General features: G+C 63.0%; 24 protein-coding genes. 9 read left to right on the top strand and 15 right to left on the bottom strand.

The genetic code is table 11. The annotated features are described in order from the left end of the window. Window positions 1–37 precede the first annotated feature (37 nt). The 3 genes from B5477_RS11615 to B5477_RS11605 form a co-directional block, all read right to left on the bottom strand. Window positions 38–1321, bottom strand: coding sequence for a carboxypeptidase-like regulatory domain-containing protein (locus B5477_RS11615; protein WP_079699841.1), 1284 nt, complete (start codon window positions 1319–1321; stop codon window positions 38–40). Between the two features lie 13 nt (window positions 1322–1334). Continuing rightward, window positions 1335–1874, bottom strand: a complete 540-nt coding sequence (locus B5477_RS11610) for a Chromate resistance protein ChrB (protein ID WP_079699840.1) — start codon at window positions 1872–1874, stop codon at window positions 1335–1337. A gap of 155 nt (window positions 1875–2029) precedes the next feature. Then, window positions 2030–2974 carry a polysaccharide deacetylase family protein gene (locus B5477_RS11605; RefSeq protein ID WP_159449024.1) on the bottom strand — a complete coding sequence of 315 codons (945 nt, stop codon included), beginning with the start codon at window positions 2972–2974 and terminating at the stop codon, window positions 2030–2032. A gap of 274 nt (window positions 2975–3248) precedes the next feature. Between B5477_RS11605 and eno the strand changes: the two genes are divergently transcribed. Together eno and B5477_RS11595 are read left to right on the top strand one after the other, a co-directional pair. After that, window positions 3249–4517 (top strand): phosphopyruvate hydratase, encoded by a 1269-nt coding sequence (eno, locus tag B5477_RS11600; protein ID WP_079699838.1) that lies wholly within the window; start codon window positions 3249–3251, stop codon window positions 4515–4517. Window positions 4518–4981: 464 nt separating this feature from the next. Further along, window positions 4982–6766 carry a Na/Pi cotransporter family protein gene (locus B5477_RS11595; protein ID WP_079699837.1) on the top strand — a complete coding sequence of 595 codons (1785 nt, stop codon included), beginning with the start codon at window positions 4982–4984 and terminating at the stop codon, window positions 6764–6766. A 68-nt stretch (window positions 6767–6834) separates the two neighbouring features. Here B5477_RS11595 and B5477_RS11590 read toward each other — a convergent pair whose 3' ends face one another. The 10 genes from B5477_RS11590 to B5477_RS11545 all read right to left on the bottom strand — a co-directional run bounded on the left by B5477_RS11590 (window position 6835) and on the right by B5477_RS11545 (window position 17348). After that, a complete protein-coding gene (locus B5477_RS11590) occupies window positions 6835–8055 on the bottom strand; it encodes a hypothetical protein (protein WP_079699836.1) in 1221 nt (406 codons plus the stop codon). 210 nt (window positions 8056–8265) lie between these two features. Continuing rightward, entirely contained in the window at window positions 8266–9057 is a 792-nt protein-coding gene (locus tag B5477_RS11585; RefSeq protein WP_079699835.1) for a hypothetical protein, read from the bottom strand. Continuing rightward, window positions 9054–9530, bottom strand: a complete 477-nt coding sequence (locus tag B5477_RS11580; RefSeq protein ID WP_079699834.1) for a YbaK/EbsC family protein — start codon at window positions 9528–9530, stop codon at window positions 9054–9056. The genes B5477_RS11585 and B5477_RS11580 overlap by 4 nt, the downstream gene beginning before the upstream one ends. 81 nt (window positions 9531–9611) lie before the next feature. Beyond that, the gene (locus tag B5477_RS11575) at window positions 9612–10190 is read right to left on the bottom strand and encodes an HD domain-containing protein (RefSeq protein ID WP_079699833.1); all 579 of its coding nucleotides are present in this window, start codon (window positions 10188–10190) and stop codon (window positions 9612–9614) included. A 12-nt stretch (window positions 10191–10202) separates the two neighbouring features. Then, window positions 10203–12572: an ATP-dependent helicase gene (locus B5477_RS11570; protein ID WP_079699832.1), complete on the bottom strand. Its 2370-nt coding sequence runs from the start codon at window positions 12570–12572 to the stop codon at window positions 10203–10205. Between the two features lie 120 nt (window positions 12573–12692). Further along, complete coding sequence (locus B5477_RS11565) at window positions 12693–13949, bottom strand: putative glycoside hydrolase (RefSeq protein ID WP_079699831.1); 1257 nt, start codon at window positions 13947–13949, stop codon at window positions 12693–12695. A gap of 35 nt (window positions 13950–13984) precedes the next feature. Beyond that, window positions 13985–14575: an Rnf-Nqr domain containing protein gene (locus B5477_RS11560; protein WP_159449023.1), complete on the bottom strand. Its 591-nt coding sequence runs from the start codon at window positions 14573–14575 to the stop codon at window positions 13985–13987. A gap of 14 nt (window positions 14576–14589) precedes the next feature. Continuing rightward, window positions 14590–15294: an Rnf-Nqr domain containing protein gene (locus B5477_RS11555; protein WP_079699829.1), complete on the bottom strand. Its 705-nt coding sequence runs from the start codon at window positions 15292–15294 to the stop codon at window positions 14590–14592. Beyond that, the gene (locus tag B5477_RS11550) at window positions 15266–16261 is read right to left on the bottom strand and encodes an RnfABCDGE type electron transport complex subunit D (protein ID WP_079699828.1); all 996 of its coding nucleotides are present in this window, start codon (window positions 16259–16261) and stop codon (window positions 15266–15268) included. Before B5477_RS11550 ends, B5477_RS11555 begins: the two co-directional genes overlap by 29 nt. Then, on the bottom strand, window positions 16242–17348 hold the full coding sequence (locus B5477_RS11545) for a 4Fe-4S dicluster domain-containing protein (RefSeq protein ID WP_079699827.1): 1107 nt from the start codon (window positions 17346–17348) through the stop codon (window positions 16242–16244). The genes B5477_RS11550 and B5477_RS11545 overlap by 20 nt, the downstream gene beginning before the upstream one ends. Before the next feature lie 77 nt (window positions 17349–17425). Between B5477_RS11545 and B5477_RS11540 the strand changes: the two genes are divergently transcribed. Next, window positions 17426–17989 carry a hypothetical protein gene (locus B5477_RS11540; RefSeq protein WP_079699826.1) on the top strand — a complete coding sequence of 188 codons (564 nt, stop codon included), beginning with the start codon at window positions 17426–17428 and terminating at the stop codon, window positions 17987–17989. Here B5477_RS11540 and rpe read toward each other — a convergent pair. After that, entirely contained in the window at window positions 17984–18664 is a 681-nt protein-coding gene (rpe, locus tag B5477_RS11535) for a ribulose-phosphate 3-epimerase (RefSeq protein WP_079699825.1), read from the bottom strand. The genes B5477_RS11540 and rpe overlap by 6 nt on opposite strands. 320 nt (window positions 18665–18984) lie before the next feature. Between rpe and B5477_RS11530 the strand changes: the two genes are divergently transcribed. From B5477_RS11530 to B5477_RS11505, 6 genes are read left to right on the top strand one after another with little or no spacing between them, the layout of a single operon-like run. Beyond that, complete coding sequence (locus tag B5477_RS11530) at window positions 18985–20124, top strand: aldo/keto reductase (RefSeq protein ID WP_159449022.1); 1140 nt, start codon at window positions 18985–18987, stop codon at window positions 20122–20124. 23 nt (window positions 20125–20147) lie between these two features. Then, the gene (gene thyX, locus B5477_RS11525; protein ID WP_079699823.1) at window positions 20148–20930 is read left to right on the top strand and encodes an FAD-dependent thymidylate synthase; all 783 of its coding nucleotides are present in this window, start codon (window positions 20148–20150) and stop codon (window positions 20928–20930) included. 4 nt (window positions 20931–20934) lie between these two features. Continuing rightward, window positions 20935–21606 (top strand): dTMP kinase, encoded by a 672-nt coding sequence (locus tag B5477_RS11520; protein ID WP_079699822.1) that lies wholly within the window; start codon window positions 20935–20937, stop codon window positions 21604–21606. 32 nt (window positions 21607–21638) lie between these two features. Next, complete coding sequence (locus tag B5477_RS11515; protein ID WP_079699821.1) at window positions 21639–22532, top strand: DUF2156 domain-containing protein; 894 nt, start codon at window positions 21639–21641, stop codon at window positions 22530–22532. 33 nt (window positions 22533–22565) lie between these two features. Then, complete coding sequence (locus tag B5477_RS11510; RefSeq protein WP_079699820.1) at window positions 22566–23105, top strand: DJ-1 family glyoxalase III; 540 nt, start codon at window positions 22566–22568, stop codon at window positions 23103–23105. Beyond that, on the top strand, window positions 23102–23731 hold the full coding sequence (locus tag B5477_RS11505; protein WP_079699819.1) for a 5-formyltetrahydrofolate cyclo-ligase: 630 nt from the start codon (window positions 23102–23104) through the stop codon (window positions 23729–23731). The genes B5477_RS11510 and B5477_RS11505 overlap by 4 nt, the downstream gene beginning before the upstream one ends. 62 nt (window positions 23732–23793) lie before the next feature. On the opposite strand, the gene B5477_RS14940 is transcribed toward B5477_RS11505, so the two are convergent. Beyond that, window positions 23794–23934: a sporulation protein YjcZ gene (locus B5477_RS14940; protein WP_117508026.1), complete on the bottom strand. Its 141-nt coding sequence runs from the start codon at window positions 23932–23934 to the stop codon at window positions 23794–23796. Between the last annotated feature and the right edge of the window lie 104 nt (window positions 23935–24038).

Here is a 24038-nt window from a genome sequence, read left to right as displayed (position 1 = left end):
AAGGGGGAGGGAGCCGCGGCCCCTTCCCCCCTTTGGTTTACAAGATAATCGTTTGCTCCTGTCCGCCGTCCGTGCCGGCGGTAAAGCGCTTCTCCTGCCCGTTGCCCCAAACGTGCAGCGTGTAGCTCTCGGCGGGGGAGAGGAGGATGAACTTCCCCTCGTAGTCGGTGTAGCCCTCCTCAGATTTGCCGCCCTCCTGCGGGTCGGCGCGCACCGAAAGGCCGGGCAGCGGCGCGCCAAAGGCATCCCGGAAACAAAGGATCAGCTTGTCCGCCCGGCGCGCGAGGCTCTCCCGGGGCGCCTCGCCGTTCCAGACCAGGGTGTAGTCCCGCACCCCTGTAAAAGGCAGCCCCCATACTTGGTACTCCTGCCGCTGGACCCCCTCCTTGCGGTAGGGGTTCGACAGGGTGAGGCGGTAGCGCTCGTAGACCCCCGCCTGTCGCAGCACCTCGCCGTTTTGATCGGTCTTCCTGGCTTCGATGCGAAGCGCCTTTGGGTTTTCCGGCTCCCCCGAGACCATCAGGTCGGGCACCGGATGCCCGGTGGCATCGACGATTTTCAGCCGCAGCCGGCAGGTGGGGGAGCTCTGCGGGTCCGCGTATGGACCGGGCACGGACGGATCGCTGCGCAGGGGGAGCACATATTCCCGGCTGCCGCCCACCGACGCGTCGAAGCAGAAGGTCTGCTCCCCCACCGAAGGCAGGCCCTCGGCGCGGGAAACGGTGACGGTATAGTTGTCTCGCGCGGGGCTGATGAACACATATTTCCCGTCCGGGTCGTTGTAGCCGAGCTGCCCGTCGGTGCCCGGGTTGGATTTTTGCCCCGCGGCGGGCGGGGGCGGGTTGTCCCTGCCGCCCGAGAGGAAGAGCCCGCAGACCGGGTCCCCGGTGGCATCGACAAAGCGAAGCACCACCTTTTCTGAGAGCGCTTCCAGGGTTTTTGCCGGGCTCTGCTTCTTCCAAACGGCCTCCACTGTCTGAGGGCCGTCTCCGGGCAGGACGGTGAAGGAAACGCTCTGGCACACGAGCGCGGGATAGCGGTAGTAGTCCTGCAGCGTGACGGTATACCGCTTGCCGACAAGCAGCTCCCCGCAGGGAAAACGGCCCTCGGGGCCGGTTTTGCTGACGTAGTCCGGGGTGATCGAGGATTCCAGGATTTCCCCCTCACCGTAGTCGCAGGACGCCGACAGGCCGGCCACCGGCGCGCCGCCGGGGGTGCGCACCTGCAAAAACACCTCCCGGACCGGGGAAGCGGCCAGGGGGGCGAAGCTGACAAAGATAAAGAGAAGAGCGCAGCAAAGGGAAAGAAAAAGACGTTTCATCAAAATCCTCCGCTCAGAGCTTGTCCAGCGTGCGGCACAGCTGGTTGGCAAAGTCCTGCGCCGAGGCGCGCAGGGAATCGATCGCCCCGTAGAGCTTCTGCTCGAACTCCCCCGAGCGTCCGGACTGGAAGTGGTCCCGGCTCTTGGCCAGGGAATATTTTTTGACCACCTTTTTGAGCTGTTCGGTCTCATATTCGCTCAGCTTCTGCCCGGCGTGCTGTCCGAGCTGGGCGAACAGGTCGGCGCACTCGCGCAGCAGCTCGACGTATTCGCTGTCCGACTGCTTTTTGAATTTCTGGATCAGCGCGGCCTCGTCCGAGGCCCGCAGAAAGCGCAGCTCCACCAGCTGGGCGTCCCCACCCATCTCGCCGATTTTCTGGGCGAGGCGGCTGAGGCGCGCGACATTCTTTTTGTTTTGCGGCAGAACGGCCACGCCCTGCTTAAAATATTCCGCGCCGAACTCCTTGAGCTTGCGCCAGACGTAGACCCGGTTGCGCGAGGGGTTGATCGGGATGCTGTACCCGAGCGCGACCCACTTGTGAGAGCCTTCCAAGGCCGTTCACCACCCTTCATTTGATGGTTCTATTGTAACAACTGTTAAACCAAAGGTCAACCGGGAAAACGCCGTTTTCCCCGAAAAATAAAGGACGGAACAGGCAAAAGAAAAATTTGCCTGTTCCGTTCATAAAATAGGGAGGACGAGGGACGCTAGAGCTCCATTTTGGCGAACTCGTAGCCCTCCTGCCGCGCCGCGTCAATGAAGTCGCCGAGCACGGCGGCATTGGTGGAGGAGACCGAGTGCAGCAGGTAGATCGCCCCGCAGTGCAGGTGGCTCTTCAGCTGCTCGAGCGCGTCGGCCTCCGCCATCTGGTTGTCGGGGTCCCAGTCGGCGTAGGCGAAGCTCCAGAACACCGGCTTATAGCTGTTCATCTGCACCAGCCCCAGGGCCTGCTCACTGAATTTCCCCTCGGGGAAACGGTAATACCGGCAGGCGTAACCAAGCTGGTCGTTTACCATATTGTGCAGCGAGAGCAGGTCCTCCTGCGCCTCGGAGAGGGGGGCCTCGGTGGCGTCGAGATGGTTGTCGGTGTGGTTGCCCAGCACATGCCCCTCGTCGATCATCCGCTGGCACAGCTCGGGCTCGGTGCGCACATAGTGCCCGGTCAGAAAGAAGACGGCGGGCGCCTCCTTTTCTTTTAACGTATCGAGGATTTTGGCGGTGTAGCCGTTTTCGTACCCCTGGTCAAAGGTTAAGTAGATTTTCTTTTCATCCTTGTTTCCAATGAAGATGGCGCCGTATTTTCCGTATTGCTCCTGCAGTGCGATGGGGGCGGTGGGACGGTTCTCCTCATCCACCTGCCGGCCCGGGCCCCAGGTGACCGCCGCCGGGTCGAGAGCGCCGATTTGTGAAAAATCGGCGCTCCCGGCTGCGGCTGCGGCTTCACTCGAGGAATCCATCGAGGAAGAGGACGAGGAACTGCTGCTCTCGGGCGCTTCGCTGCTGGAGCTCGGTTCAGGCATGGAGCTGGACGACGAGCTGGAAATCGAAGGGGCCGAAGAGGACGAGCCGTTCTTGTCATCGTTTCGGCCCGTACATCCGGCCAGCATGCAAAGGGCCAGCGAGAGTGCGAGCACAGTTTTGAAAATCTTCATGTTCATTCCTCCTGGAGCAGAAAGGGACAACTTCCTGCCTTCATTTTAGCACATTTTTGTAGGAGCGGGGACAGCTTTACGGCGAAACCGTCTCCACATTTCAATATTCTGTCTGGCGCGGGTCATTTTATTTGTCTTAGCGTAAAATTTCAGCGAAAGGATAATTTTTCCGGCAAAAACCTGCCGTAGACAGCTCAAAAATATGGCAGGATGTACATAAAATCCCATCCGTTCGTTCATACTACAACTATAGTCTACCAAAGGAGGCAATACAATGGAATATCCGTGCAAGATCGTTTCGATAAAGGGAAGGGAAATCCTCGACAGCCGGGGGAACCCGACGGTGGAATGCGTGGTCCGCCTGTCGGGCGGGGACGTGGGCCGGGCGGCGGTGCCCTCGGGCGCCTCCACCGGACAGTTCGAGGCGCACGAGCTGCGCGACGGTGACTCCTCCCGCTACGGCGGCAAGGGGGTGCTCGCAGCGGTACAAAACATTACCAAAACCATCGCGCCCGCCCTCTACGGGATGGACGGGGCCAACATCCGGGCGATCGACCGGGCGCTCGTCGAGCTCGACGGCACCGAGAACAAGCGGGGCCTCGGCGCCAACGCCACCCTCGGTGTTTCGCTCGCCTGCGCCAGGGCCGCCTGCCGGGCGCTCGGGCTGCCGCTCTACCGGTATCTCGGCGGGGTGCGGGCCGATACCCTGCCGGTGCCGATGATGAACATCCTCAACGGCGGCGCGCACGCCTCGAACAATGTGGACATCCAGGAATTCATGATCATGCCGGTGGGCGCGGCGTCCTTCTCGGAGGGGCTGCGCTGGTGCGCGCAGGTCTACCACAGCTTGGGAAGCCTGCTGCGCGCGCGGGGCCTTTCGACCGGGGTCGGGGACGAGGGCGGTTTCGCGCCGGACCTTTCGTCGGACAGCGAGGCCATCGAACTGATCATCGAGGCCGTCGAGGGCGCGGGCTTCGAGATGCACACCGACTTCATGCTGGCGCTGGACGCCGCCGCGAGCGAGTGGACCGCCGAGTACGGCTACCGCCTGCCCAAGCTCGGGCGCAGCTACGACACCGATTCGCTGATCTCCTATTGGCAGGACCTGCTCGGGCGCTACCCCATCTGCTCGCTGGAGGACCCGCTGGGCGAGGAGGACTTCATCGGCTGGGCCTCGCTGACCGAAAAGCTCGGCTCGAAGGCCATGCTGGTGGGGGACGACCTGTTCGTCACCAACACCGAGCGCCTGCGCCAGGGGATCGAGCTTCGGGCGGGGAACGCGATCCTCATCAAGGTCAACCAGATCGGCACCCTTTCCGAGTCGCTGGACGCCATTGAGATGGCCAAGAAGGCGGGGTTCCGCACCATCATCTCCCACCGCTCGGGCGAGACCGAGGACACCACCATCGCCGACCTGGCCGTGGCGGTGAACGCCGGGTACATCAAGACCGGCGCGCCCTGCCGCAGCGAGCGGGTGGCGAAATACAACCAGCTGCTGCGCATCGAGGAGCAGCTCGGCTGCTCGGCCCGGTATGGCGGATAGCCGCGAAATAGGGAACAAATAGTATATTTATTAATATTATATACGATTTGTATCGAAAAAGATAGCTTTTTTGTCCTGAATGCGTGTGATGCAGGGGGCGGAAAAGCTATTTTCCTGCAATGAAAAATTGTCATGGGGAAACCCCTTGATAGGGTTTCCCCACGCAAAAGCCTTCCACTGGAAGCCTTTTACTCCCCTTCCTGATCTATGGGAGGCTTCTGTGGCGGCAAGATGGCAGCGACCCGGAAAAGGCCGTGGGCTCTGCCCACACCCGCCAAAGGGTCAAGGACCCTTTGGAAACCCAATGATTTCCCTGTGGATTTCTTTATAATAAGTACAATTATTTATGAGGGTATAAATTTTCTTTTAAAAATTGTTGAGTATTTCTTTCGCGGCTGTTATAATCAAAATGAGAGAACCGGGTCAAGGGACGGTAAAATCTTCGGACAAACGGAGGAAGATCAATGGATTTTTTCAGCTTGGTGACCATGTTGGGCGGGCTGGCCCTCTTTCTGTACGGAATGTCGATTCTCGGCTCAGGGTTGGAGAAGGTCTCGGGCGGGCGGCTGGAGAGCGCGCTGGAGAAGCTGACCAAGAATACCCTGTCGAGCGTGCTGTTCGGTGCGTTGGTCACCGCGGCGGTCCAGTCCTCCTCGGCCACCACGGTGGTGGTCGTTGGCCTGGTAAACGCCAGGGTCATGAAGCTGCGCCAGGCTATCGGGGTCATCATGGGCGCGAACATCGGTACCACCATCACCGCGCACATTCTGCGTCTGGCCGGGGTGGACAGCTCCAACTTCCTCATCCAGTTTTTTAAGCCCACCACCCTGGCGCCGCTGTTCGCCATCATCGGCGTGCTGCTCTTCATGTCCTCCAAGCGCACAGTCAAAAAGGACGTCGGGCAGATCCTGCTGGGGTTTGGCATCCTCTTCACCGGGATGATCACCATGTCCGACGCGGTGGCCCCCTTGGCCGACATGCCCGGCTTCGCGAAGCTCTTTTCGATGTTTGAAAACCCCGTCCTCGGCGTGATCGTCGGGACCCTGGTGACCGCGGTCATCCAGTCCTCCTCCGCCTCGGTCGGTATCCTGCAGGCGCTCTCCTCCACTGGGGTGATCACCTGTGCATCGGCCTTCCCGATCATCATGGGCCAGAACATCGGTACGTGTATCACCCCGATCCTGGCCTCGATCGGCGCTTCCAAGAACGCCAAGCGCACCGCAATGGTCCACCTGACCTTCAACATCCTGGGTACCGTCATCTTCCTGGCGGCGACCTACCTGTTCCAATATACCATCGGCTTCCCGTTCTGGAACGACCCGATCTCGATGGGCGGGATCGCGAATTTCCACACCATCTTCAACGTGACCATCACCCTGCTCTTCCTGCCCTTCGTGGGGCTCCTGGAGCGGATCGTCTGCACCATGATCAAGGACGACCCGACCGGGGAGGACGAGGAAGAGGCCGTGGTGGTCCAGCTGGACGACCGGCTGCTCGTCTCCCCCGGCCTGGCGCTGGAATATGTGCATAAGGCCACGGTGCAGATGGGCAAGCTCGCGCTCAAGAACTTCAGCAATTCGATCAAGCAATTTGAAAAATTGGACCTCAAGCGGGAGGAGCGTATGCGCGAGAACGAGGACACCATCGACAAGCTGGAGAGCCGCCTGGGAATCTACCTGCTCAAGCTCTCGGAGCGCGAGCTCACCGAGAGCGAGTCGCGCCAGGTCTCACAGACGCTGCAGGTGATCAGCGAGTTTGAGCGAATAGGCGACTACTCGATGAACAACGCCCAGTGCGCGCTGCGCCTGTACGATGACAAGGCCAACTTCTCCCAGAAGGCCCTGGGTGAGCTGCAGGTGCTCAGCGAGGCGGTGGGGGAGATCATTGAGAAGGCGATCTGCTCTTTCGAGGAACAGGACGTGGCGGTGGCCGCCACCATCGAGCCGCTCGAGCAGGTGATCGACCTGGTGGAGGAGACGCTCAAGGAGCGGCACATCCTGCGCCTGCGGGACGGGAGCTGCTCGATCGAGGCGGGCTTCCCGTATGTCGAGACCCTTTCGAGCCTGGAGCGTATCGCCGACCACTGCTCGAACGTTGGGGTGCATGTCATCACCCATCAGAATGCCGAGCAGGGGATCGACCGGCACGACTATCTGCGCGAGGTCCACCTGGGCACCTCCAAGACCTATGCCGAGCTTTACCAGGACTACGACAAGAAATATTATTCCCGGATCGCCCCGCAGGGGTGAAACAGAGAAAGCGCCCCGGCCAAAGATTCTTGGCCGGGGCGCTTTTGGGTGATGGGGACGTCGCGCGCTTAGCCCCCCGCGCGGCGCTGTGCGAAAACCTTGAGCTCGGGCCCGTTTTCGCCCATCACCCAGGCGCTGCCGCTCCCCCCGATGTCCCAGCCCGAAAAGCTGGCGGCGTTTGTGAAGGAGGCCAGCGGCAGGCCGGAGGCGCCCGCCACGTTGCCCGAGGCGGTGGCGGTGGTGGACCCGCAGGCGGTGTCGTTGGGAAAATAGCAGTTTTCCATTTTTGCCTTCCCCCACAATCCGGCGATCATCCCATTTCCCTGCGCGCCCGACAATTTGGCGGGAATGGCGTAGCAGCGGCGGATGGTGTTGGCGGTGCTGTCGCCGTTGAAGTCCCCCGAAATGCCTGCCGCGTGGCGGACGCCGGAATAGACGCCGCCCAGTGCGTAGCAGTCCTCGATTACGATGTTGGTGCTGTCGTTTCCGAGGATTCCCCCTGCGTCATAACCGGCGGTGGTGCTGACGGTGCAATCCTTGGAGTAGCAGCGCGAAATGGTGGCATCCCTGGCCTGGCCGGCGAGGGTGCCGGCGTGCCATGATCCTCCCGTCATGGCGATGTTGGCATTTTCGATCCCCAGGTTCATCAGCGCGCCGCTGAATGTGGCGAACAGCCCAGCGGGCTTGCCGGAGGAGGTACTGGTCAGGTTCCGGATGACATAGCCGTCCCCGTCGTAGGTGCCGTTAAAGTCGAAGTTCTGCCAGGCCTCCCCCGCCATATCGATGTCGCAGGCCTGCTTAAAATGGGAATCGGTGTGCTTTTGCAGATGCGCCAGCTGTGCGGGACTGGCGACCCGGTAGGGGTTTTGCGCGCTGCCGTTCCCCATTAGGAAAGCGCCGGTGTCGTCCGGATGTCCGCAGACGCGAGCGGTCTGGAGGGCGGCGGACTTGGTCGCCGCGCGGTCCAGCCCCTCCCGGCCCGGCATGGGAAGGGCGGTCACGGTGAGGGTATAGGTTTTCGGCTCGGCCAGCGAGATCGGGGCCGGGAGGAAGACGGTGCGCGCCGACTGGACAGTCAGCTCCTCCCGGGCCAGCAGCACCTGCGGGTCGGCCGCCCCCTCGTAGAGAGCGAAGGCGTAGCGGTCAGTGCGCGTCGAGGGGGTGAAGGGGATGTTGACCCCGTATTCGCCGGCCTGGACTGCGGCCCGCGCCTCGTCCGCGGCCGCGGGAAGAAAAAGCATAGCCGCCAGGCAGGCTGCCAGCAGCAGGGAACATGCCATTCGCTTCATCAATAAAACCTCCCCAAAAGACCGCTAGATAAGCAATCCTGGGGTCCTGCCGGCGGGCGGATGGGGAAGGAAACCGCCATTTTCCCTTGCAACCTTTCCCAGAATCGGGTATAATTAGGGCATAGGTTCCAACTCCTGGAAGCGTTTCCCGGGAGAGGCGAATGAAATTACAGAAAGATGACCGTTAGCTTGCTTAGCTAACGGTCATTTTTAATCCTTCTCCAGCCGCTCCAACAGTGCGTCGATCCGGGTGCGCAGCTCCTCCTGCGGGACCGGCAGGAGGATTTCCCCGTTGTCCTCGGTACCGGCGAAGAAGGCTTCCTCCTCCATCGCCACCAAGGCCGGGGTGTCCCCGTGCGCGAACCGTGCGTCGAACGTGGCGGCCTCGGGGTCCTGCGGGCTTTGGCAGGCGGCTTGCTCCTCGCCGTTATGGGTGACGGTGCAGGCGCTCTGCGCGTCGTCCCCGCCGAAGAGCGTGTAGGTGCGCTGCCAGACGTCCAGCAGCCTGCCCGCTTCATCCGGCTCTGGCAGCAGGCGCAGGGCGCTTTCCAGGACGATTTCCTGCGTCCCGTGCCCGCCCTTGCCAATGAGCACGAGCCCATCGCCCGAGGCGGCCGGGTAAAATTCGCAGCTGCCGTTCGGCACCTCGTAGTCGCCCACGACCTCGTATGCGTCTTCCGTCAGCCGCAGCAGGGTATGGGTGCCCGAAAAGTTGCCGTAGCTGCCCACGATCAGCTCGGGGGAGCCGTCCCCGTCGAAGTCATAAAGCCCCAGGTTATATTGCCAGGGCACGAAGTCCTCGCCGTTGACGAAGCTGTTTGCCGCCTCGCTCAGGCGCTCCAGCAGCTCGTCCCGCGGCGCGCCCGCCACGGGCGCGGGCTCTTCGGGGGCGCTTTCCGGCGCGGCGCCCGGCGGGGGAACATCATTCTGTTGTCCGGGCGCGCCGGCGCAGCCGGCCAGCAGGAGCAGGCCGCTCAGCACCAGCGGCGCAAGCCGCCTCATGCCTGCCAGCCCTTGCAGACGTCCACCCACCCGGCCGCCTTCGACAGCGCAAAGAGCTCGTCCGGGGTCAGCTCGATGGCCGAGCTGGCGCTGCCCGCCGCGGGATAGACGGTATCGAAGCGCCGCAGCGACTCGTCCAGGTAGGTGCGCACCCCGCCGGGGTTACAGAACGGGCAGACCCCGCCGATCTCGTGGCCGGTCAGCCCCGCCACCTGCTCGGGGGTAAGCATCTTGGCCTTGCAGGAAAACGCCGCCTTATATTTCGGGTTGTCGATCTTGGCGTCCCCGGCGGCGACGATCAGGATGCACCCGCCGTCCGCGTCCAGGAAGGATAAGGTCTTGGCGATCCTGGCCCCCTCCACCCCCAATGCGGCGGCGGCAAGCTCCACCGTCGCGCTGGAGACTGTGAACTCGTGAATCCGATCCGCTAATCCAAGGGAAGAAAAATACTCCCGTACCGCTTCGATTGCCATAATGATAATCATTCCTTTCTTAGGGAATTTTTGCCTATGCGGCATTGCCGCATAGGCAAAAAAACCGAGAGTTTGAAAGATTCATCTTTCAAACTTATCCTTTCTCACTTCGTCCAGATAGGTCGCCTGCAAGTCTGCCACATGCAGGTGGACCGCCAGCGGGTAGTGCTCGAACGCGCCCGAGAGCGCGAAGCTGCCCGCCTTGACCGAGTCGTCGAACCCGCCCATGTGCCAGCGGATCGCCATCGCCTCCTCGCGGCTCAGCCTCATGAAGCCACTGATGATATAGACTGACTTCTCGCCGTGCCCATAGGGGAGCTGGTCGTTGACGGTATAGAAGGGCTGTTTCTCCCACTGGCCGGTCTGCTCGTTTTTCACGTTGCGGGTGCTCACCGCGTAGAAATCGGCCTTGCAAATGTCGTGCAGCAGCCCGCAGACGGCCAGCGTCTCGGGGGAATACTCCGCGGCGGCCTGCGGGTTCTGGCAGAGCCGGCGGTAGACGTTCAGGCTGTGCAGGCAGAGGCCCCCCTCCTGCGCCAGATGGAAGCGGGTGCTCGCCGGGGCGGTGAAGAAGTCGGTGCGCTGCAGCCAGCTCAGCAGCTGGCTTGCCCCCTCGCGCTTGACATGTTCGTTAAATATTTCGATAAACTGTTCTCTCATTGCCGTTCCTCCTTATACCTCGGCCGGCTTCTTGAGCTTGGCGTAGTTTGCCATCACCTTCTTGGTGCCCACTGAATCGAAGGCGATCTCCAAAAGCCGGTCCCCACCCATCGGCTTGACCGAGAGGACGGTGCCCGCGCCGTAGACCGGGTGCTCGACCCGCTCGCCCTCGCTGTAGCTGGCGCTGTCCGCCTTCCGCGCCGGCATGCCGGCCCCAAGGCGCCGGGAGACGCTCGCCGCGCTTTTCTGCGTGCGCTGAGGGCGGACGTCCTCGAGCAGGTTGCGCGAGACGGTCTTGTCGTCCAGCTCGTAGGTCTCCTTAGGCAGCTCCTTGATGAAGCGGGACATCATATTGCGGGTGGTCGAGCCGAAGATCATCCGCTGGGCGCAGCAGGTAATATGCAGCGCCGCCTTGGCGCGGGTATAGGCGACATAGGCCAGGCGGCGCTCCTCCTCGATCTGCTGCGGGTCGTAGATCGACTGGCTGCCGGGGAAAATCCCCTCCTCCGCGCCCGCGACAAAGACGTTGGGGAATTCCAGCCCCTTGGCCGAGTGGATGGTCATCAAAATCACCCGGTCGTCGCTGTCGTTGTAGCTGTCGAGGTCGGTGTAGAGCGCGATCTCCTCCAAAAACCCGGAGAGGGTGGGCTCCTCGTTCTCCTGCATATAGTGCTGGATGTTGGTCTTGAGCTCCTCCAGGTTTTCGATCCTGGTCTGCTCGAGGGTGCCCTGGGCCTTGAGCGCGGCCATGTAGCCCGAGCGCTCGAGCACCAGGTCGAACAGTTCGTCGAGCGGCAGGCCCCCTGCCTCCTCCTCGATGAAGGAGTCGATCATCCTGGTGAATTCGATCAGCGAGAGGGCCTTGCGCGAGAGGGGCTGGTACTCGTCGGCGGCGCGCAGCACCTCGAAAAGCGGGAGCCCGAGCGAGAGAGCCAGCTCGTTTGCGGCACTGATGGTCGCCTCCCCGATCCCGCGCTTGGGCTCGTTGATGATCCTTGTCAGGCGCAGGTTGTCCGAGGGGTTGTTGATGATACTCAGGTAAGAGATCAGGTCCTTGATTTCCTTGCGCTCGTAGAAGCGCAGCCCGCCGATGATCTTATAGGGGATGGCGCTGCGGGTCAGCTCCCGCTCGATCGAAGCGGACTGGGCGTTCATCCGGTAAAGGACGGCGTGGTCCGAAAAATGCTGCCCCTCGCGCACGTTTTTGGCGATGGTGTCGCAAATATAGGCGGCCTCGCCCTGTTCGTCGGATAGGCGGACCACCTGGACCTTGGCCCCCTCGCCATTTTCGGTCCAGAGGTTTTTGCCCTTGCGCTCGGTATTGTTCTGGATTACCCCGTTGGCCGCGGCGAGGATGGTCTTGGTCGAGCGGTAGTTCTGCTCGAGCCGGATCACCTTGGCGCCGGGGAACTGGTCCTCGAACTGGAGGATATTTTCGATGGTGGCGCCGCGGAACTTGTAAATGCTCTGGTCGTCGTCCCCCACCACGCACAGGTTGTGGTGCCCGCCCGCGAGCAGGGCGATCAGCTTATACTGCAGGAGGTTGGTGTCCTGGTACTCGTCCACCATGATGTAGCGGAAGCGGTTCTGGTAGTATTCGAGCACGTCGGAGTTTTCCTGCAGCAGGCGCACCGTGAGCAGGATGATGTCGTCGAAATCCACCGCGTTGGCGTGGCGCAGCTCCTGCTGGTAGCCCTGGTAGCACTTGGCCGCCGTCTGGGTGAGGTAGTCGTTTGAGCTTTTCATAAGCTCCTGCGGGGTGAGCATGGCGTCCTTGGCGCGGGAGATGACCGAGAGCAGGGTGCGGGGCTTGAGGTTCTTGTCACTGACCCCACAGAGGTCCATCTGCCGCTTGATCACCCGGATCGAATCGTCGCTGTCGTAGATGGTGAAGCTCGGGGAATAACCCAGCCGCTCGATATACCGCCGCAAAATCCGCACGCAGGCGCTGTGGAAGGTGGCGGCGTTTATGTCTCTGGCCGCCTCGCCCAGGGTGCGCTCGAGCCGCTCGCGCAGCTCCCCCGCGGCCTTGTTGGTGAAGGTGATGGCTAAGATATTCCAGGGCCGCACCGGGCGGGAAGCGATCAGCGAGCAGAGGCGCTCCTCGTCCCCGCCTGCCCCCTCGGCCCAGCTTTCCAAAAAGGCGTAATCCTCCTCGCCCAGCGGCGGTATGTAATCGGAGTGGTAGGCATCCCCGAAGCGGACCAGGTTGAGAATGCGGTTGATCAGCACGGTGGTCTTGCCGCTGCCAGCACCCGCGAGGATGAGCACCGGGCCGCTGACGGTGAAGACCGCTTCGCGCTGGCGGGGGTTCATCCGGGAAAAGTATTGTTCCAAAATCTGTTTTTTCAGCGCGGGATAGCGCGCGCCTTCGTTTGGCATGTGTTGTTACCTCCCAATCGGTTTGCAAGCATCCATTATAGCACAGGACGAAAAGAATAAAAAGGCCTCAGAAAAGCGCGAAAGCCGCAGACGCGCCTGCGGCTTTCGATGAAACCCATGTCAGTAGAGGACAATGTAGCTGTCGATCCCGGCCTCCCCGGCGGCGCGTATCTGCTCGGCCACGTCGGCGGCGGTATACTGCCGGTTATACGCGCCCTCGAGCGTGTTGTCGGTATACCCCTGCAGACAGGCCACCAGTGTCTGCACGCTGGGGGCCGAGGATTTCACCCTGCCCAGCACCGCCTGCACCGTGTCGAAGGGGGTGGTGGCCGGGGCCTGCAGCCGGAAGCCCTCGAGCTCATAGACCTCGCCGAAGCTGGCGGGCATGACCCCTACCGCGAGGGCCCCGCCAAAGAGGTTCGCGGGGTTGCTCTCCCCGTAGCGGGCGTTGTTCTGCCCGAAGACCGAGTCGGCGCTCGTATAGCACAGGAGGCTGCCGCCCCGCTGGGCGGCCTGCTCGCGCACCGACTGCACGAACTCGCGCAGCACGGCGTCCCTCGGCTTGCTCTGCGACCACTCGCCATAGGTGGCGTACTGGAGTCCGTACCCCTCGGGGAATTGGACCGAATCGAGCAGGATGGTGTCCACCCCCGCGCCGATCGCCTCGAGGGCGATGTCGGTGATATAGCTCTGCGCGATGGGGGAGTAGGGGTTCAGCCACGGCTTGCCGCCGCGCTCGGCCTCGGCGTCCAGCCAGCCCCAATCGGAATTCATGTATTTGACCGCGGCCATCTCCTGCCCCTTCGGGGCCAGCGGGTCGCAAAAGGCCTGCACCCGCCCGATCACCTGGTATCCCGCCTCATGCAGCTCGGCGCAGAGCGCGCCGAGGTCCACGGCGTTCTCCGACTGTGCGCCGGCCTGGGCGACCAGCTCGAGATTGCTGCGGTAAAGCACCGAACCGCCCGTGTCCTTGAGGTCGATCATCACGGCGTTGTACCCTTCAACCCCGGTGCCCTCGACAAAGGAGAGCGCCTCGCCCGCCAGCAGGCGGCTCGCCGGGATATAGCAGGCGCGCAGCCCTGTGACCGGCGGGGGATCGCTCTCCTGCGCGGCCGGGGCGGCGGGCGCGGGTGCCGCCGGCGGCGGGGACGCCTCCTCGCCGCTTGACGGGGACGCGGCCTCCTCCCCTCCCGAAGCGCCGATGGTGGACGAGAGCCGGCCGCTGAGAAAGTCGTGTACCGGTCCGTAGAGGCTGAAAACCAGCAGCGCCGAAAGCGCCGCCGCCAGCACCAGCAGGACGATCTTTACCGGCGTGAGCCCCCCGGGGCGGCGCCGGTATATCCGGTTGTAGCGTTTGATCTTATAGCCCTTGCGCAAGGACGGCACCTCCTAAGGTCAAGTCCGACAAATCGTCAGGTGGGCAGCTGGTGGCCGATCAGGCCGTAGATGGCCAGCGAAACCAGCCCGATATAGAGCAGGTGGATGGGCATCCCCTTGAAGGCGCGCGGCAGGGTGACCAGCTCCAGCCGGCGCCGCCCGGTGTAGATGAGCAGCAGCGCCAGGGTGTAGCCGACCCCGGTGCCCAGCCCGAAGCCCACGGTGGAAAAGAAGCTGTGCTGCTGTGCGGTGGTGAGCACCAGCGCGCCGAGCGAAGCGCAGTTGAAGGTGGACAGGGGGAGCAGCTTCTTCATCGGTGTGAAGATCTTGCCCGGCAGCCTGTCACAGAGCAGGTAGAGGATGAGATAGACCACCGTCAGGCAGCACAGGTAGATCAGCGCGCGCAGCGAGACGGCGACGTTGTAGTCATACAGCAGATAGTTGGCGGCGAAGGACAGCGTGGAGCCGAAAAAGGTGATGACGGTCAGCGCCGCGCCGTGGGCCAGGATCCGCTTTGGGGTGCCCAGAAAGACCATCCGCCCGACGCCGAGCATCCGGGTGAAGACGGCGTTCTCCAGAAAGATTGCCACCAGCGCGTAGAGGAAAAATAAACCGATCGCTTCCATAGCAGCCTCCATTTCTAAATCAAGAGATCGTCGTCGAGGTCCTCGTCCTCCCCCTCGGCGGGGGTCTGGCTGTCGCGCAGGTCGGCGCGGTAGTTACGCACCCGCCAAAGCCGCCCGATATAGCGGCTGCCCGCCGCCAGGAAGGCGAGGAGGATACAGCCCGAGAAGGGGATGAGCAGCCCGCTCAGCTTAAAGGTGATCCCCGCGACCGGGATCCCCCAGACGGAGCCGTAGCCGAAGAGCTCGCGCACACAGGCGAGCAGGGCCATCACCACCGAGAAGCCCAGCAGATGGAGCACCCCGTCGATGAGGGTGTGCAGAACGCCGCAGCGCACCCCGACGTGCTCGCAGCGGTAGAGCATGATGGTGTTGACCGCGATGATCGGGAAGTAGACGCCAAGGGAGTTGAGCACCACCGGGAAGATGGGGGAGAGGCGCAGCTCCACCGGGATGAGGATCGCCACCGCCAGCAGCACATAGACCGGGAAGCGTGCCCACAACGGCAGGAAACGGCGCACCGGCGGCAGGGAGGAGAAGAGCATGACCGGCAGGGTGGTCGCCCACATGCCGATCATCACGCAGAAGGCGCCCTGCAGGGAGTTGGTCGCGCTGATGGCCAGCGGCAGCGCCAGCCCGAGCGAGAGCACGGGGTTGTCGAAAAAGAGCCCCGAGAAGCGGCGGACAAGGCGGTTATGCTTTCTTGTTCTTTGCAGGTACAAAGCGACCCCTCCTTACCGCGCGGTAGAATAATTCGTCCAGATAATCGAAGATCGGCGCCAGGGCGTTGCACAGCAGCAGCGAGAAGGCGAAGGACTCCTCAAAGCCGCCGAAGCGCCGGAACAGCATGGTGATCACCCCGGCAAACACGGCATAGACCACGCAGGCGCTCGCGCGCTTGGGGGAGGTGACCGGGTCGGTGAGCATGAAGACGGCCCCCATGATCAGGCACCCGGAGAAGAGCTCGTAGATCACCGACGCGCCCCCCGGGATGGGCGCGCGCGGAAACAGCCCGGCCCAAAGCGCGCAGGTGCCGAGGAAGCACAGCGGCATCTGCCAGTGCACCGAGCCGCGCACGACAAGATAGAGCAGGCAGGCGCAGACCACCAGTACGTTGGTCGCGCCCATCGGCCCGGGGGTGTTGCCCAGCAGCATGCTCAGGAAATCCCCGCCGGTGGGCACGCCGCCCGCCTTGAGGGTATAGGAGGCCGAGGTGACCAGCCGCCCGGTGAAGCTGCCGAAGGCGTTCAGCGCTTCGAGCGGAACCGGGTAGGAAAAGACCGCCTTGGGAAAGCAGATGGCCACGAAGGCGAAGCCCCCGGCGGCGGGGTTAAAAAGGTTGTGGCCCACCCCGCCGAAGGGGTATTTGACCACCACCAGCGCGAAGGCCACCGCCACCGCCACCACGGCGTAGTCCACCGAGGCGGGCAGCAGCAGCGGGAGGAGCAGGGCCGTCACCAGAGAGGAATGGTCCCGCAGGCTCAGCTTCTGGCGCAGCAGCAGCTTGCAGACAAGGTCGCAGACGATGGAGACCCCGGCCGCGTGCAGACCGAGCAGCAACGCGCGCGGCCCGTAATAATAGAAGGCCATCAGGTAGAGCGCGATTAGGACGATCAGCACGTCGTCCATCATCGAGCGGTTGGAGTCCCGCTTTCGGATATGCGGCGGGTTATACGCTTTGAGTATCATTTTGATCCTCCTGTGTCCCCTCTTGGGGCTGCGTTTGCGGCTGTGCTTTATCCAGCCCCTCCACCAGCCGCTTGGCGCTCAGGATCTCGGCCGAGAGCTCGAGCTTAGCCGGGCAGACGTAGCTGCAGGTCCCGCAGCCAATGCAGCGCTCCACGTCGTAAAAGCGCAGCATCCCGACCAATTTTTGCTTGGAGGACTTGTAAAGGAAGAGCGGGGAGAGCTCCTGCGGGCAGACGCTGGCGCACTTTCCGCAGCCGATGCAGCTGTAGTGCCGCTCGCGCGGGTTGTCTAGGAAGGCCAGCACCGCGCGGGTGGTCGCGCTGATGGGGGTGTGCGCGGGGTCGAGGATGCTCATGCCGGTCATCGGTCCGCCGATGACAACCCGCGCCGGCTCCTCGAGCAGCCCGCAGCGCTCGAGCGCCTGCCAGACGCTCAGGCCGTTCGTGGCCTCGAGGTTGGCGGGGTTGGCCACGCAGTTGCCCGCCACGGTGAGAAAGCTGGTGGTCTGGGCGGTGTGGTTGTGGATGGCCCGGTAGAGGTGGATCAGGGCGCAGACCCCGACGAGCAGCACCCCTTCCCCGCACTCAGGGAAGGAGGAGCGCGCCTCGGCCGGATATTTTCCGGTAATCCTTTTTATTTTGACGCCATACAATGTATTGGGGATCCGCAGGCGGAGATCGTAGACGTTTTTGTATACCCCGATCATGATCTCCTGCGCCCCGGCGGCCTTGGCCGCGAAGAGCAGGCCGCCCACCGCCTGGGAGGAGAGCTTGAAGAGCGGGCCGAGCTGGCTGGAGACATAGGGCTCGTCGTCGATGGCGTCGGCCACCACCATAGCGGTGCCGCCGTCGCGCCGCGCCGCGCGCAGCTTCTCCCCCAGCGGGAGCGAGTCGCGCTCGTCGATGATTCCCGCGGCATCGGCAAAGGCGATGATCTCCTCGGGGGAAAGCGCTGCCGGGTCTTCAGCTTTTGGAAGCGGCAGAGGCCGCGCGCTGCCGGGGACGATCAGCTCCCGCAAATCCCGCGAGAGGGCGGGCTCTTTGTGCTGCTCGAGCACCAGCCCTTTTGATAGAAAATGAAACGCCAAAGCGACGCCTCCTTTATTACTGCAATATCACATGGCCCGGCGGCAGCAAAGCCGCCTGGGGCGAAAGGAACAGATAGATGAAGATCGAACCGTTTGAGGGCGGCCGGGTGCGCGTGACCCTGAAGCAAAGCGAAATGACCGCCCTGGGGCTGAGCTATGAAGAACTTTTGCTGGGCGGGGAGGGGCTGCAAAAGGCCCTGGGCGCCCTCCTTTGGCAATTGCAGGAGAAAACCGGCCTGCACGGCGTCGGGCAGCGCGTCCTCATCGAGGCGACGCTCGGGGAGTCGGGCGGGTGTGAGCTCGTCCTCTCGGGGCTGCACGAGCCCAGCCGCTACCGGATCAAGGAGGGACAGCTCGTCCCGCGCCTGTTTTGGTTCGCGGGCCTGCCGCAGCTCGTGCAGGGGTGTAAAGCCGTCTTCACCCACATGTCGCACCGGATTTACCGCTCTTCGCTGTACTACCGGGGCGGGTATATCCTGAGCGTCACCCCGATCGACGGGCCCCGCGCCGGGGCAGCCCAGCTGCTGGGAGAATTTGGCGGCTATCTCGGCCGGGGCGAGCTGCTCGAGGAGCTGGTCTGCGAGCACGCGAAGCCGATCCGCTGCGGGGACGCCATCGACGCGGTCTCCCGGTACCTATAAACCGCGGCCGGCTTCGGCCGCGGCGCGCAGATCGCGGACCGCTCCGGCGTAATCGGGCTTTGAAAAGAGCGCGCTGCCCGCGACCAGCACGTCGGCCCCGGCGCGCACCGCCAAGGGCGCGGTGGTGGGGTCGATCCCGCCGTCCACCTCGATGTGAAGGGGGAGGCCCTGCCGCTGCGCTTCCTCTCGCAGCGCCTCGATTTTTGGAAGCATGCCGGGCATAAATTTCTGCCCGCCGAAGCCCGGCTCGACCGTCATCACCATCACGACGTCGATGAGCGGCAGAAAGGGAAAGACCCGCTCGGCCGGCGTGGCGGGCTTCAGGACAAGCCCCGCCCGCTTGCCGCGCTTCCTTATCGTGGCGATGGCCAGCGCCGGTTCGGACTCGGATTCGATGTGGAAGGTGATCAGGTCGGCGCCGGCGTCCAGGAAGGCCCCGAGGTAATCGAGCGGTTTTGAAATCATCAGATGCACGTCCAGCGGCAGCTTTACCGCCGGGCGCAGGCTTTTTACGACCGGCACCCCGATCGAGATGTTCGGGACGAAGTGGCCGTCCATCACGTCGACGTGCAGCCAGTCGGCGCCCGCGCGCTCCATGGCGCGGCAATCCTCGCCCATGGCGGCGAAGTCGCAGGAAAGGATGGAGGGGGCGATCAGGATCGGGAAATCATGCATGGGCTTTGGGCTCCTTTCAAATGGCTGCAAGTCGGAAGAAAGCTAGTTTATTGTATAATAAAAACCGCTCAAAATCAACCTTTCACGCCCATAAAACCAATATTCACAGTTTGTTCACCATACATGGAGCAGCCGGAAACCGCCGCACACTGGGCCTTGCCTTGCCGGTTTCCCCATGAAACCTCCTTCATTCGCAAAGCGGTCCCGCGGGACTGGTTTGGGGCTTTACATTCTGCGCGGAGATTGAATCAACGCCGCTTTTATGATATGATTGGTGCGAATTGTGACAAACGTACTATGCGGAAAGGCGGATGAGCGATATGGAACGAATCACACCGAAAAATTGGGACTTTTCCCTGCCGCGCCTCGGAGTGGGCGGCATGCGCTTCCCGTTGCTGGACCCACAGGTTTCCTCCTCGATCGACCGTGAGCAGGTCGGGCGGATGGTGGACTACGCCATCGCGCACGGCGCCAACTACTTCGACACCGCCTACCCCTACCACGACCATACGGCCGAGCAGGCGCTGGGCGAGGCGCTCGGGCGCCACAAGAGGGAGGAATACCTGCTCACCGACAAATTCCCCGTCTGGCTGTGCGAGAGCGAGGAGGACCTCGGGCGGATTTTCGCCGAGCAGCTTAAAAACTGCGGGGTGGACTATTTCGACGTCTATCTCCTGCACGCGCTGAGCGCCGAGCGCATGGAGAAGGTGCGCCGGCTGCACATGCTCGAGTTTTTCACCGAGCAAAAGCGCCTCGGAAAAATCCGCAAGCTCGGCTTCTCCTTCCACGACACCCCCGAGGTGTTCGAGCAGATTATGCAGAGTTTCGACTGGGACATCGTGCAGATCCAGCTCAACTACTTCGACTGGGAGCAGCTCGAAGGGGAGAAACTCTATCAAACCGTGCTGAAAAAGGACATCCCCTGCGTGGTGATGGAGCCGGTGCGCGGGGGGCTCCTGGCCGAGCTACCGCCGGACATCGTGGGGGAGCTGACGGACCTCGACCCCGCCCGCTCCCAGGCGAGCTGGGCGGTGCGCTGGCTGGGGGACCTGCCGGGGGTGACCATCGTCCTTTCCGGCATGTCCAACATGGCCCAGATGGAGGACAACGTCGCTTCCTTCTCGCCCCGTGAGCCGCTGGATGGTAAGGAGCGCGCGGCGGTGGACGCGGTGCGCCGCCGGCTGGTGGAGAAGTTCCAGATCCCCTGCACCGGCTGCGGCTACTGCATGGATTGCCCGTTCGGGGTGCAGATCCCGGACCAGTTCGAGCACTACGGCAAGTACCACCTGCTGGGCAACAAGGACGAATACCTCGCCTGGTACGGGCGCAAACAGGATGAGGGCCATGGGCCGCAGAGCTGTAAAAACTGTAAAAAATGCGTGCCGCTCTGCCCGCAGGGGATCAACATCCCCGAGCGGCTGCGGGAGGTGGCGCAATTTGCCGCCGACCTGCGCAAATAGCGATCAAAAGGAGGAGGTCCAATATGCCGATTGTCACGTTGATTTCTTATACCCCCGATCCGGTGCGCACCGTGGCCGCCGCGGCCAAGCTCTGTTACAGCCGCAGCGGAATCGAGACCCTGCTCGACAACCTGGATGAGCACAAGGCGAACGATTTTGTGGAGATGCTCTCCGACCTGGGGCACGAGAGCCCCATCGAGCACGCCAGCTTCACCTTCGGGATCGAGGGGGTCTCGCGGGCCTTCCTCGCGCAGATCACCCGCCACCGGCTGGCCTCCTACAGCGTGCAGAGCCAGCGGTATGTGGAGAAGCAGGGATTCGATTACGTCACCCCGCCCGAGATTGCCGGGATTCCAGAGGCGGCGGCGGAGTACGGGCGGATCATGGATGAATGCGCGAAAAGCTATGAGACCCTCACCTCGCTGCTCAAGGAGAAGCACGAGCGGGAGCTGGTACAGGGCGGCATGGACCCCAAAGAGGCCGGGCGCAAGGCGGCAAAGATGGCGATCGAGGACGCGCGCTTTGTGCTCCCGAACGCCTGCGACACCCGCATGGTGGTCACCATGAACGCCCGGAGCCTGCACAACTTTTTTAAGCAGCGGCTGTGCAGCCGCGCCCAGTGGGAGATCCGGGCGGTGGCCGAGCAAATGTACCGCCTGGTCTACGCGGTCGCCCCGGTGCTCTTCGCGCACGCCGGCCCGCCCTGCGCCGACGGGCCCTGCCCGGAGGGGAAGATGTCCTGCGGGCAGATGGCCGCGGTCAAGGAAAAATACCGGCTCCTGCGCGGGGAGCTAAGGGGGAAGTGAGCGCATGGGCAGACTGATCGCCATCGAGGGGATCGACGGCTCGGGCAAGGGCACCCAGACCGCCCTGCTCGAGGAATATTTACGGGGCCGGGGGCTGCCGGTGCGCAAGATCTCCTTTCCAAATTATGAAAGCGAGTCCAGTGCGCCGCTGCGCATGTACCTCGGCGGGCAGATCAGCCCCGACCCCGGGGCGGTGGGTGCTTATGCGGCCTCCAGCTTCTTCGCGGTGGACCGCTATATCAGCTTCAAACAGGATTGGGAGCGCGACTACCGGGAGGGGAAGATTCTCCTGGCCGACCGGTACGTCACCTCGAACATCACCCACCAGATGACAAAGCTGCCGAAGGCCGAGTGGCAAAACTTTGCCGGGTGGCTTTGCGACTATGAATATGTCAGGCTCGGAATGCCAAAACCAGATTTAGTGGTTTATCTCGACATGCACCCCGCCGTCTCCCAGAAGCTGCTGCTCAGGCGCTACCAGGGGGATGAGGGGAAGCGGGATATCCATGAGGGCAACACCGAATACCTGACGCGCTGCCGCGAGGCGGCGCTCTACGCGGCTAAGGGGCTTCATTGGGAGGTGGTGCGCTGCTTCGACGAGGCGGCGCTCACCCCCCTGCCGGTGGAGGACATCGCGCGCCAGGTGCGCGCGCTTACGGCGGCGGTGCTCGGCTGAGCCCTCATTTTCAGAGGGAAGGCCTGAGAAATTTGATTACATTCAAGACCCTCGACATCTCGGACAAGGGCTGGGTGGACCGGCTCTTTCAAAAGAGCGGCTACCGCGGATGCGAATATTCCTTCGCAGGCACCGTCCTATGGGCCGAGGTCTACCGCAAGACGGCCGCCGAGGTCGGCGGCTTCGTGGTGGTGCGCAGTGAACTCGGGAGCCCGAGCTACCTCTTCCCCGCCGGGGAGGGGGATCTCCATGCGGTGATCGGGCGCCTCAAGGCGCAGAGCGAAGAGGAGGGCGTGCCCTTCGTCTTTTACGCGGTGGACGACGAAAGCCGCCCCAAGCTCGAGGAACTGTACCCGGGGCGGTTTCATTATGAGGAGCTCGACGACGCGCGGGAGTACCTCTATCTCTCGGAGAGCCTTCGCACCCTGGCGGGGAAGAAGCTGCACGCCAAGCGCAACCACATCAACCGCTTTCTCGAGCAGAACCCCGACTGGTCCTTCGAGGAGATCACGAAGGAGAACATCGGCGAATGCTACGAGATGAACAAGGATTGGTGCCGCCTTTACGGGTGCGATCAAAACGAGAGCCTGCGCCAGGAGGCCTGCGCGGTGGATTATGCCTTCGAGCATTTCTTCGCGCTCGATTTTCGCGGCGGGCTGCTGCGCGCCGGCGGGCGGATCGTCGCCTATTCGATGGGCGAGCGCCTCACGCCGGACACCTTCGACGTGCGGATTGAGAAGGCGTATCAGGATGTGCAGGGGGCTTACGCGCTGATCAACCGGGAATTCTGCCGGGCGTTTTGTAAGGACGTGACCTATGTCAACCGGGAGGACGACACCGGGGCCGAGGGGCTGCGAAAGGCAAAACTGAGCTACCGCCCGGCCATCATCTTAAAAAAATACCGGGCCACCTGGCTCGGCGATTGACAGTTTTATCGGACAGAAAGGGAGGATAGCGGTATGGTCTATCTGTTTTTGGCCCCCGGCTTCGAGGAGGCGGAGGCGCTTGTCCCGCTCGACCTGCTGCGCCGCGCCGGAGTGGAGGTCAAGGCTGTGGGCGTGGGCGGCAGCCGAATAGCCGGTGCGCACGGGATCGAGATCAGCTGCGAGCGCACCATCGAGGCGTGCGCCGACGGGGGACTCGAGATGATCGTCCTGCCCGGCGGCATGCCCGGCACGCGCAACCTCGAAGCGGACGAGCGGGTGCAGCATTTTATCACCCTGGCCTTCGAGCGGGAGCTCTATGTCGGCGCGATCTGCGCCGCGCCCTCGATTCTCGGACACCGCGGGCTGCTGCGGGGCAAACGGGTCACCTGCTTCCCCGGTTTTGAAGGGGACTGCGAGGGCGCCGATGTGACCGGCGGCTTTTTGGAGAGGGACCACAAGCTCGTCACCGCCAAGGGGATGGGCGTGGCGCTCGATTTCGGCCTTGCGCTGGTGGAGTGCCTCAAGGGGCGTGGGGAGGCCGAAAAGCTCAAAGCGGCGGTCATGAGCCGATGAGGGACATCCGGCAATTTAAAAAGGAGCGCCGCGCGCTCGTCAAGGAATACCGCCGTTCTCTGGCGCCCGAGCAGAAGGCGGGGATGGACGGGCAGATCCGAAAAACGCTGTGCCGGCTCTACCAGTTCCAGCGGGCCAAAACGGTGCTGATCTATATGTCCACCCCCATCGAGGTGGACACCGTGGGGATCATCGAGTACTGCTGGCAGCACCACAAGCGTGTGGCGCTGCCCCGGTGCGTGGACGGCACCAGGCTGATGGATTTTTATTATGTAAGCTCGTTCGACCAGCTGGAAAAGGGCACCTTCGGGGTGCTCGAGCCCAAGACCAGCTGCGAGAAGCTGGGGGACTACAAGGACAGCATCTGTGTGGTCCCCGCCCTCGCATACGACCGGCAGGGCTACCGGCTGGGCTACGGCGGGGGATATTATGACCGCTTCCTCGGCAAGTATCCCGGCGCGACGGTGGGGATCATCTACCGTCAAAACCTCTACCGCTTCCTGCCGCACGGGCGGTACGATGCCTCGGTTTCGGTGGTGGTCAGCGAGAAGGGGTTTTTCTATCCGCGCAAGGGGGAATCCCAAAGGCGGACGGCGCACGAAAAGCCGGGGCAAAAGAAGCAGTAAACCGCCGCGGGCGCGCGGGCAGAGCCTGCGCGCCCCGTGGCTTCTATGTTGCGGGGAAAGGCTCAGTTACAGAGCAGCACCAACAGCACGACGATGGCGATGATGCCGGTGATCCCGAATCCGCCCCAGCCGTACCCCCAGCCGCCGCAGTTGCCGTAGCCGCATGAGCAGCCTCCCCAGCCGCCGCATCCATTCCAAAACATCTTGGTACCTCCTTGATTTTTGGTTCCTTTTCAGGCGACTGCCCAAGCGGGCAATACCTGTGCTCCATCCTATGCGGGGCGGGAAAAAGGGGTTCCCAATTAAC

The sequence above is a fragment of the Provencibacterium massiliense genome, assembly GCF_900169495.1.
GTDB lineage: Bacteria > Bacillota > Clostridia > Oscillospirales > Ruminococcaceae > Harryflintia > Harryflintia acetispora.
Note: the sequence above shows the minus strand (reverse complement) of the source record. Positions and strands in the feature narration are given on the sequence as shown.

Bases quoted from the DNA above. Each gene is read 5' to 3' on its own strand.
- B5477_RS11615 (WP_079699841.1), bottom strand. From the start codon at position 1,321: ATGAAACGTCTTTTTCTTTCCCTTTGCTGCGCTCTTCTCTTTATCTTT.
- B5477_RS11605 (WP_159449024.1), bottom strand. From the start codon at position 2,974: ATGAAGATTTTCAAAACTGTGCTCGCACTCTCGCTGGCCCTTTGCATG.
- eno (WP_079699838.1), top strand. From the start codon at position 3,249: ATGGAATATCCGTGCAAGATCGTTTCGATAAAGGGAAGGGAAATCCTC.
- B5477_RS11595 (WP_079699837.1), top strand. From the start codon at position 4,982: ATGGATTTTTTCAGCTTGGTGACCATGTTGGGCGGGCTGGCCCTCTTT.
- B5477_RS11590 (WP_079699836.1), bottom strand. From the start codon at position 8,055: ATGAAGCGAATGGCATGTTCCCTGCTGCTGGCAGCCTGCCTGGCGGCT.
- B5477_RS11585 (WP_079699835.1), bottom strand. From the start codon at position 9,057: ATGAGGCGGCTTGCGCCGCTGGTGCTGAGCGGCCTGCTCCTGCTGGCC.
- B5477_RS11580 (WP_079699834.1), bottom strand. From the start codon at position 9,530: ATGGCAATCGAAGCGGTACGGGAGTATTTTTCTTCCCTTGGATTAGCG.
- B5477_RS11575 (WP_079699833.1), bottom strand. From the start codon at position 10,190: ATGAGAGAACAGTTTATCGAAATATTTAACGAACATGTCAAGCGCGAG.
- B5477_RS11570 (WP_079699832.1), bottom strand. From the start codon at position 12,572: ATGCCAAACGAAGGCGCGCGCTATCCCGCGCTGAAAAAACAGATTTTG.
- B5477_RS11560 (WP_159449023.1), bottom strand. From the start codon at position 14,575: ATGGAAGCGATCGGTTTATTTTTCCTCTACGCGCTGGTGGCAATCTTT.
- B5477_RS11550 (WP_079699828.1), bottom strand. From the start codon at position 16,261: ATGATACTCAAAGCGTATAACCCGCCGCATATCCGAAAGCGGGACTCC.
- B5477_RS11540 (WP_079699826.1), top strand. From the start codon at position 17,426: ATGAAGATCGAACCGTTTGAGGGCGGCCGGGTGCGCGTGACCCTGAAG.
- rpe (WP_079699825.1), bottom strand. From the start codon at position 18,664: ATGCATGATTTCCCGATCCTGATCGCCCCCTCCATCCTTTCCTGCGAC.
- B5477_RS11530 (WP_159449022.1), top strand. From the start codon at position 18,985: ATGGAACGAATCACACCGAAAAATTGGGACTTTTCCCTGCCGCGCCTC.
- thyX (WP_079699823.1), top strand. From the start codon at position 20,148: ATGCCGATTGTCACGTTGATTTCTTATACCCCCGATCCGGTGCGCACC.
- B5477_RS11520 (WP_079699822.1), top strand. From the start codon at position 20,935: ATGGGCAGACTGATCGCCATCGAGGGGATCGACGGCTCGGGCAAGGGC.
- B5477_RS11510 (WP_079699820.1), top strand. From the start codon at position 22,566: ATGGTCTATCTGTTTTTGGCCCCCGGCTTCGAGGAGGCGGAGGCGCTT.
- B5477_RS11505 (WP_079699819.1), top strand. From the start codon at position 23,102: ATGAGGGACATCCGGCAATTTAAAAAGGAGCGCCGCGCGCTCGTCAAG.
- B5477_RS14940 (WP_117508026.1), bottom strand. From the start codon at position 23,934: ATGTTTTGGAATGGATGCGGCGGCTGGGGAGGCTGCTCATGCGGCTAC.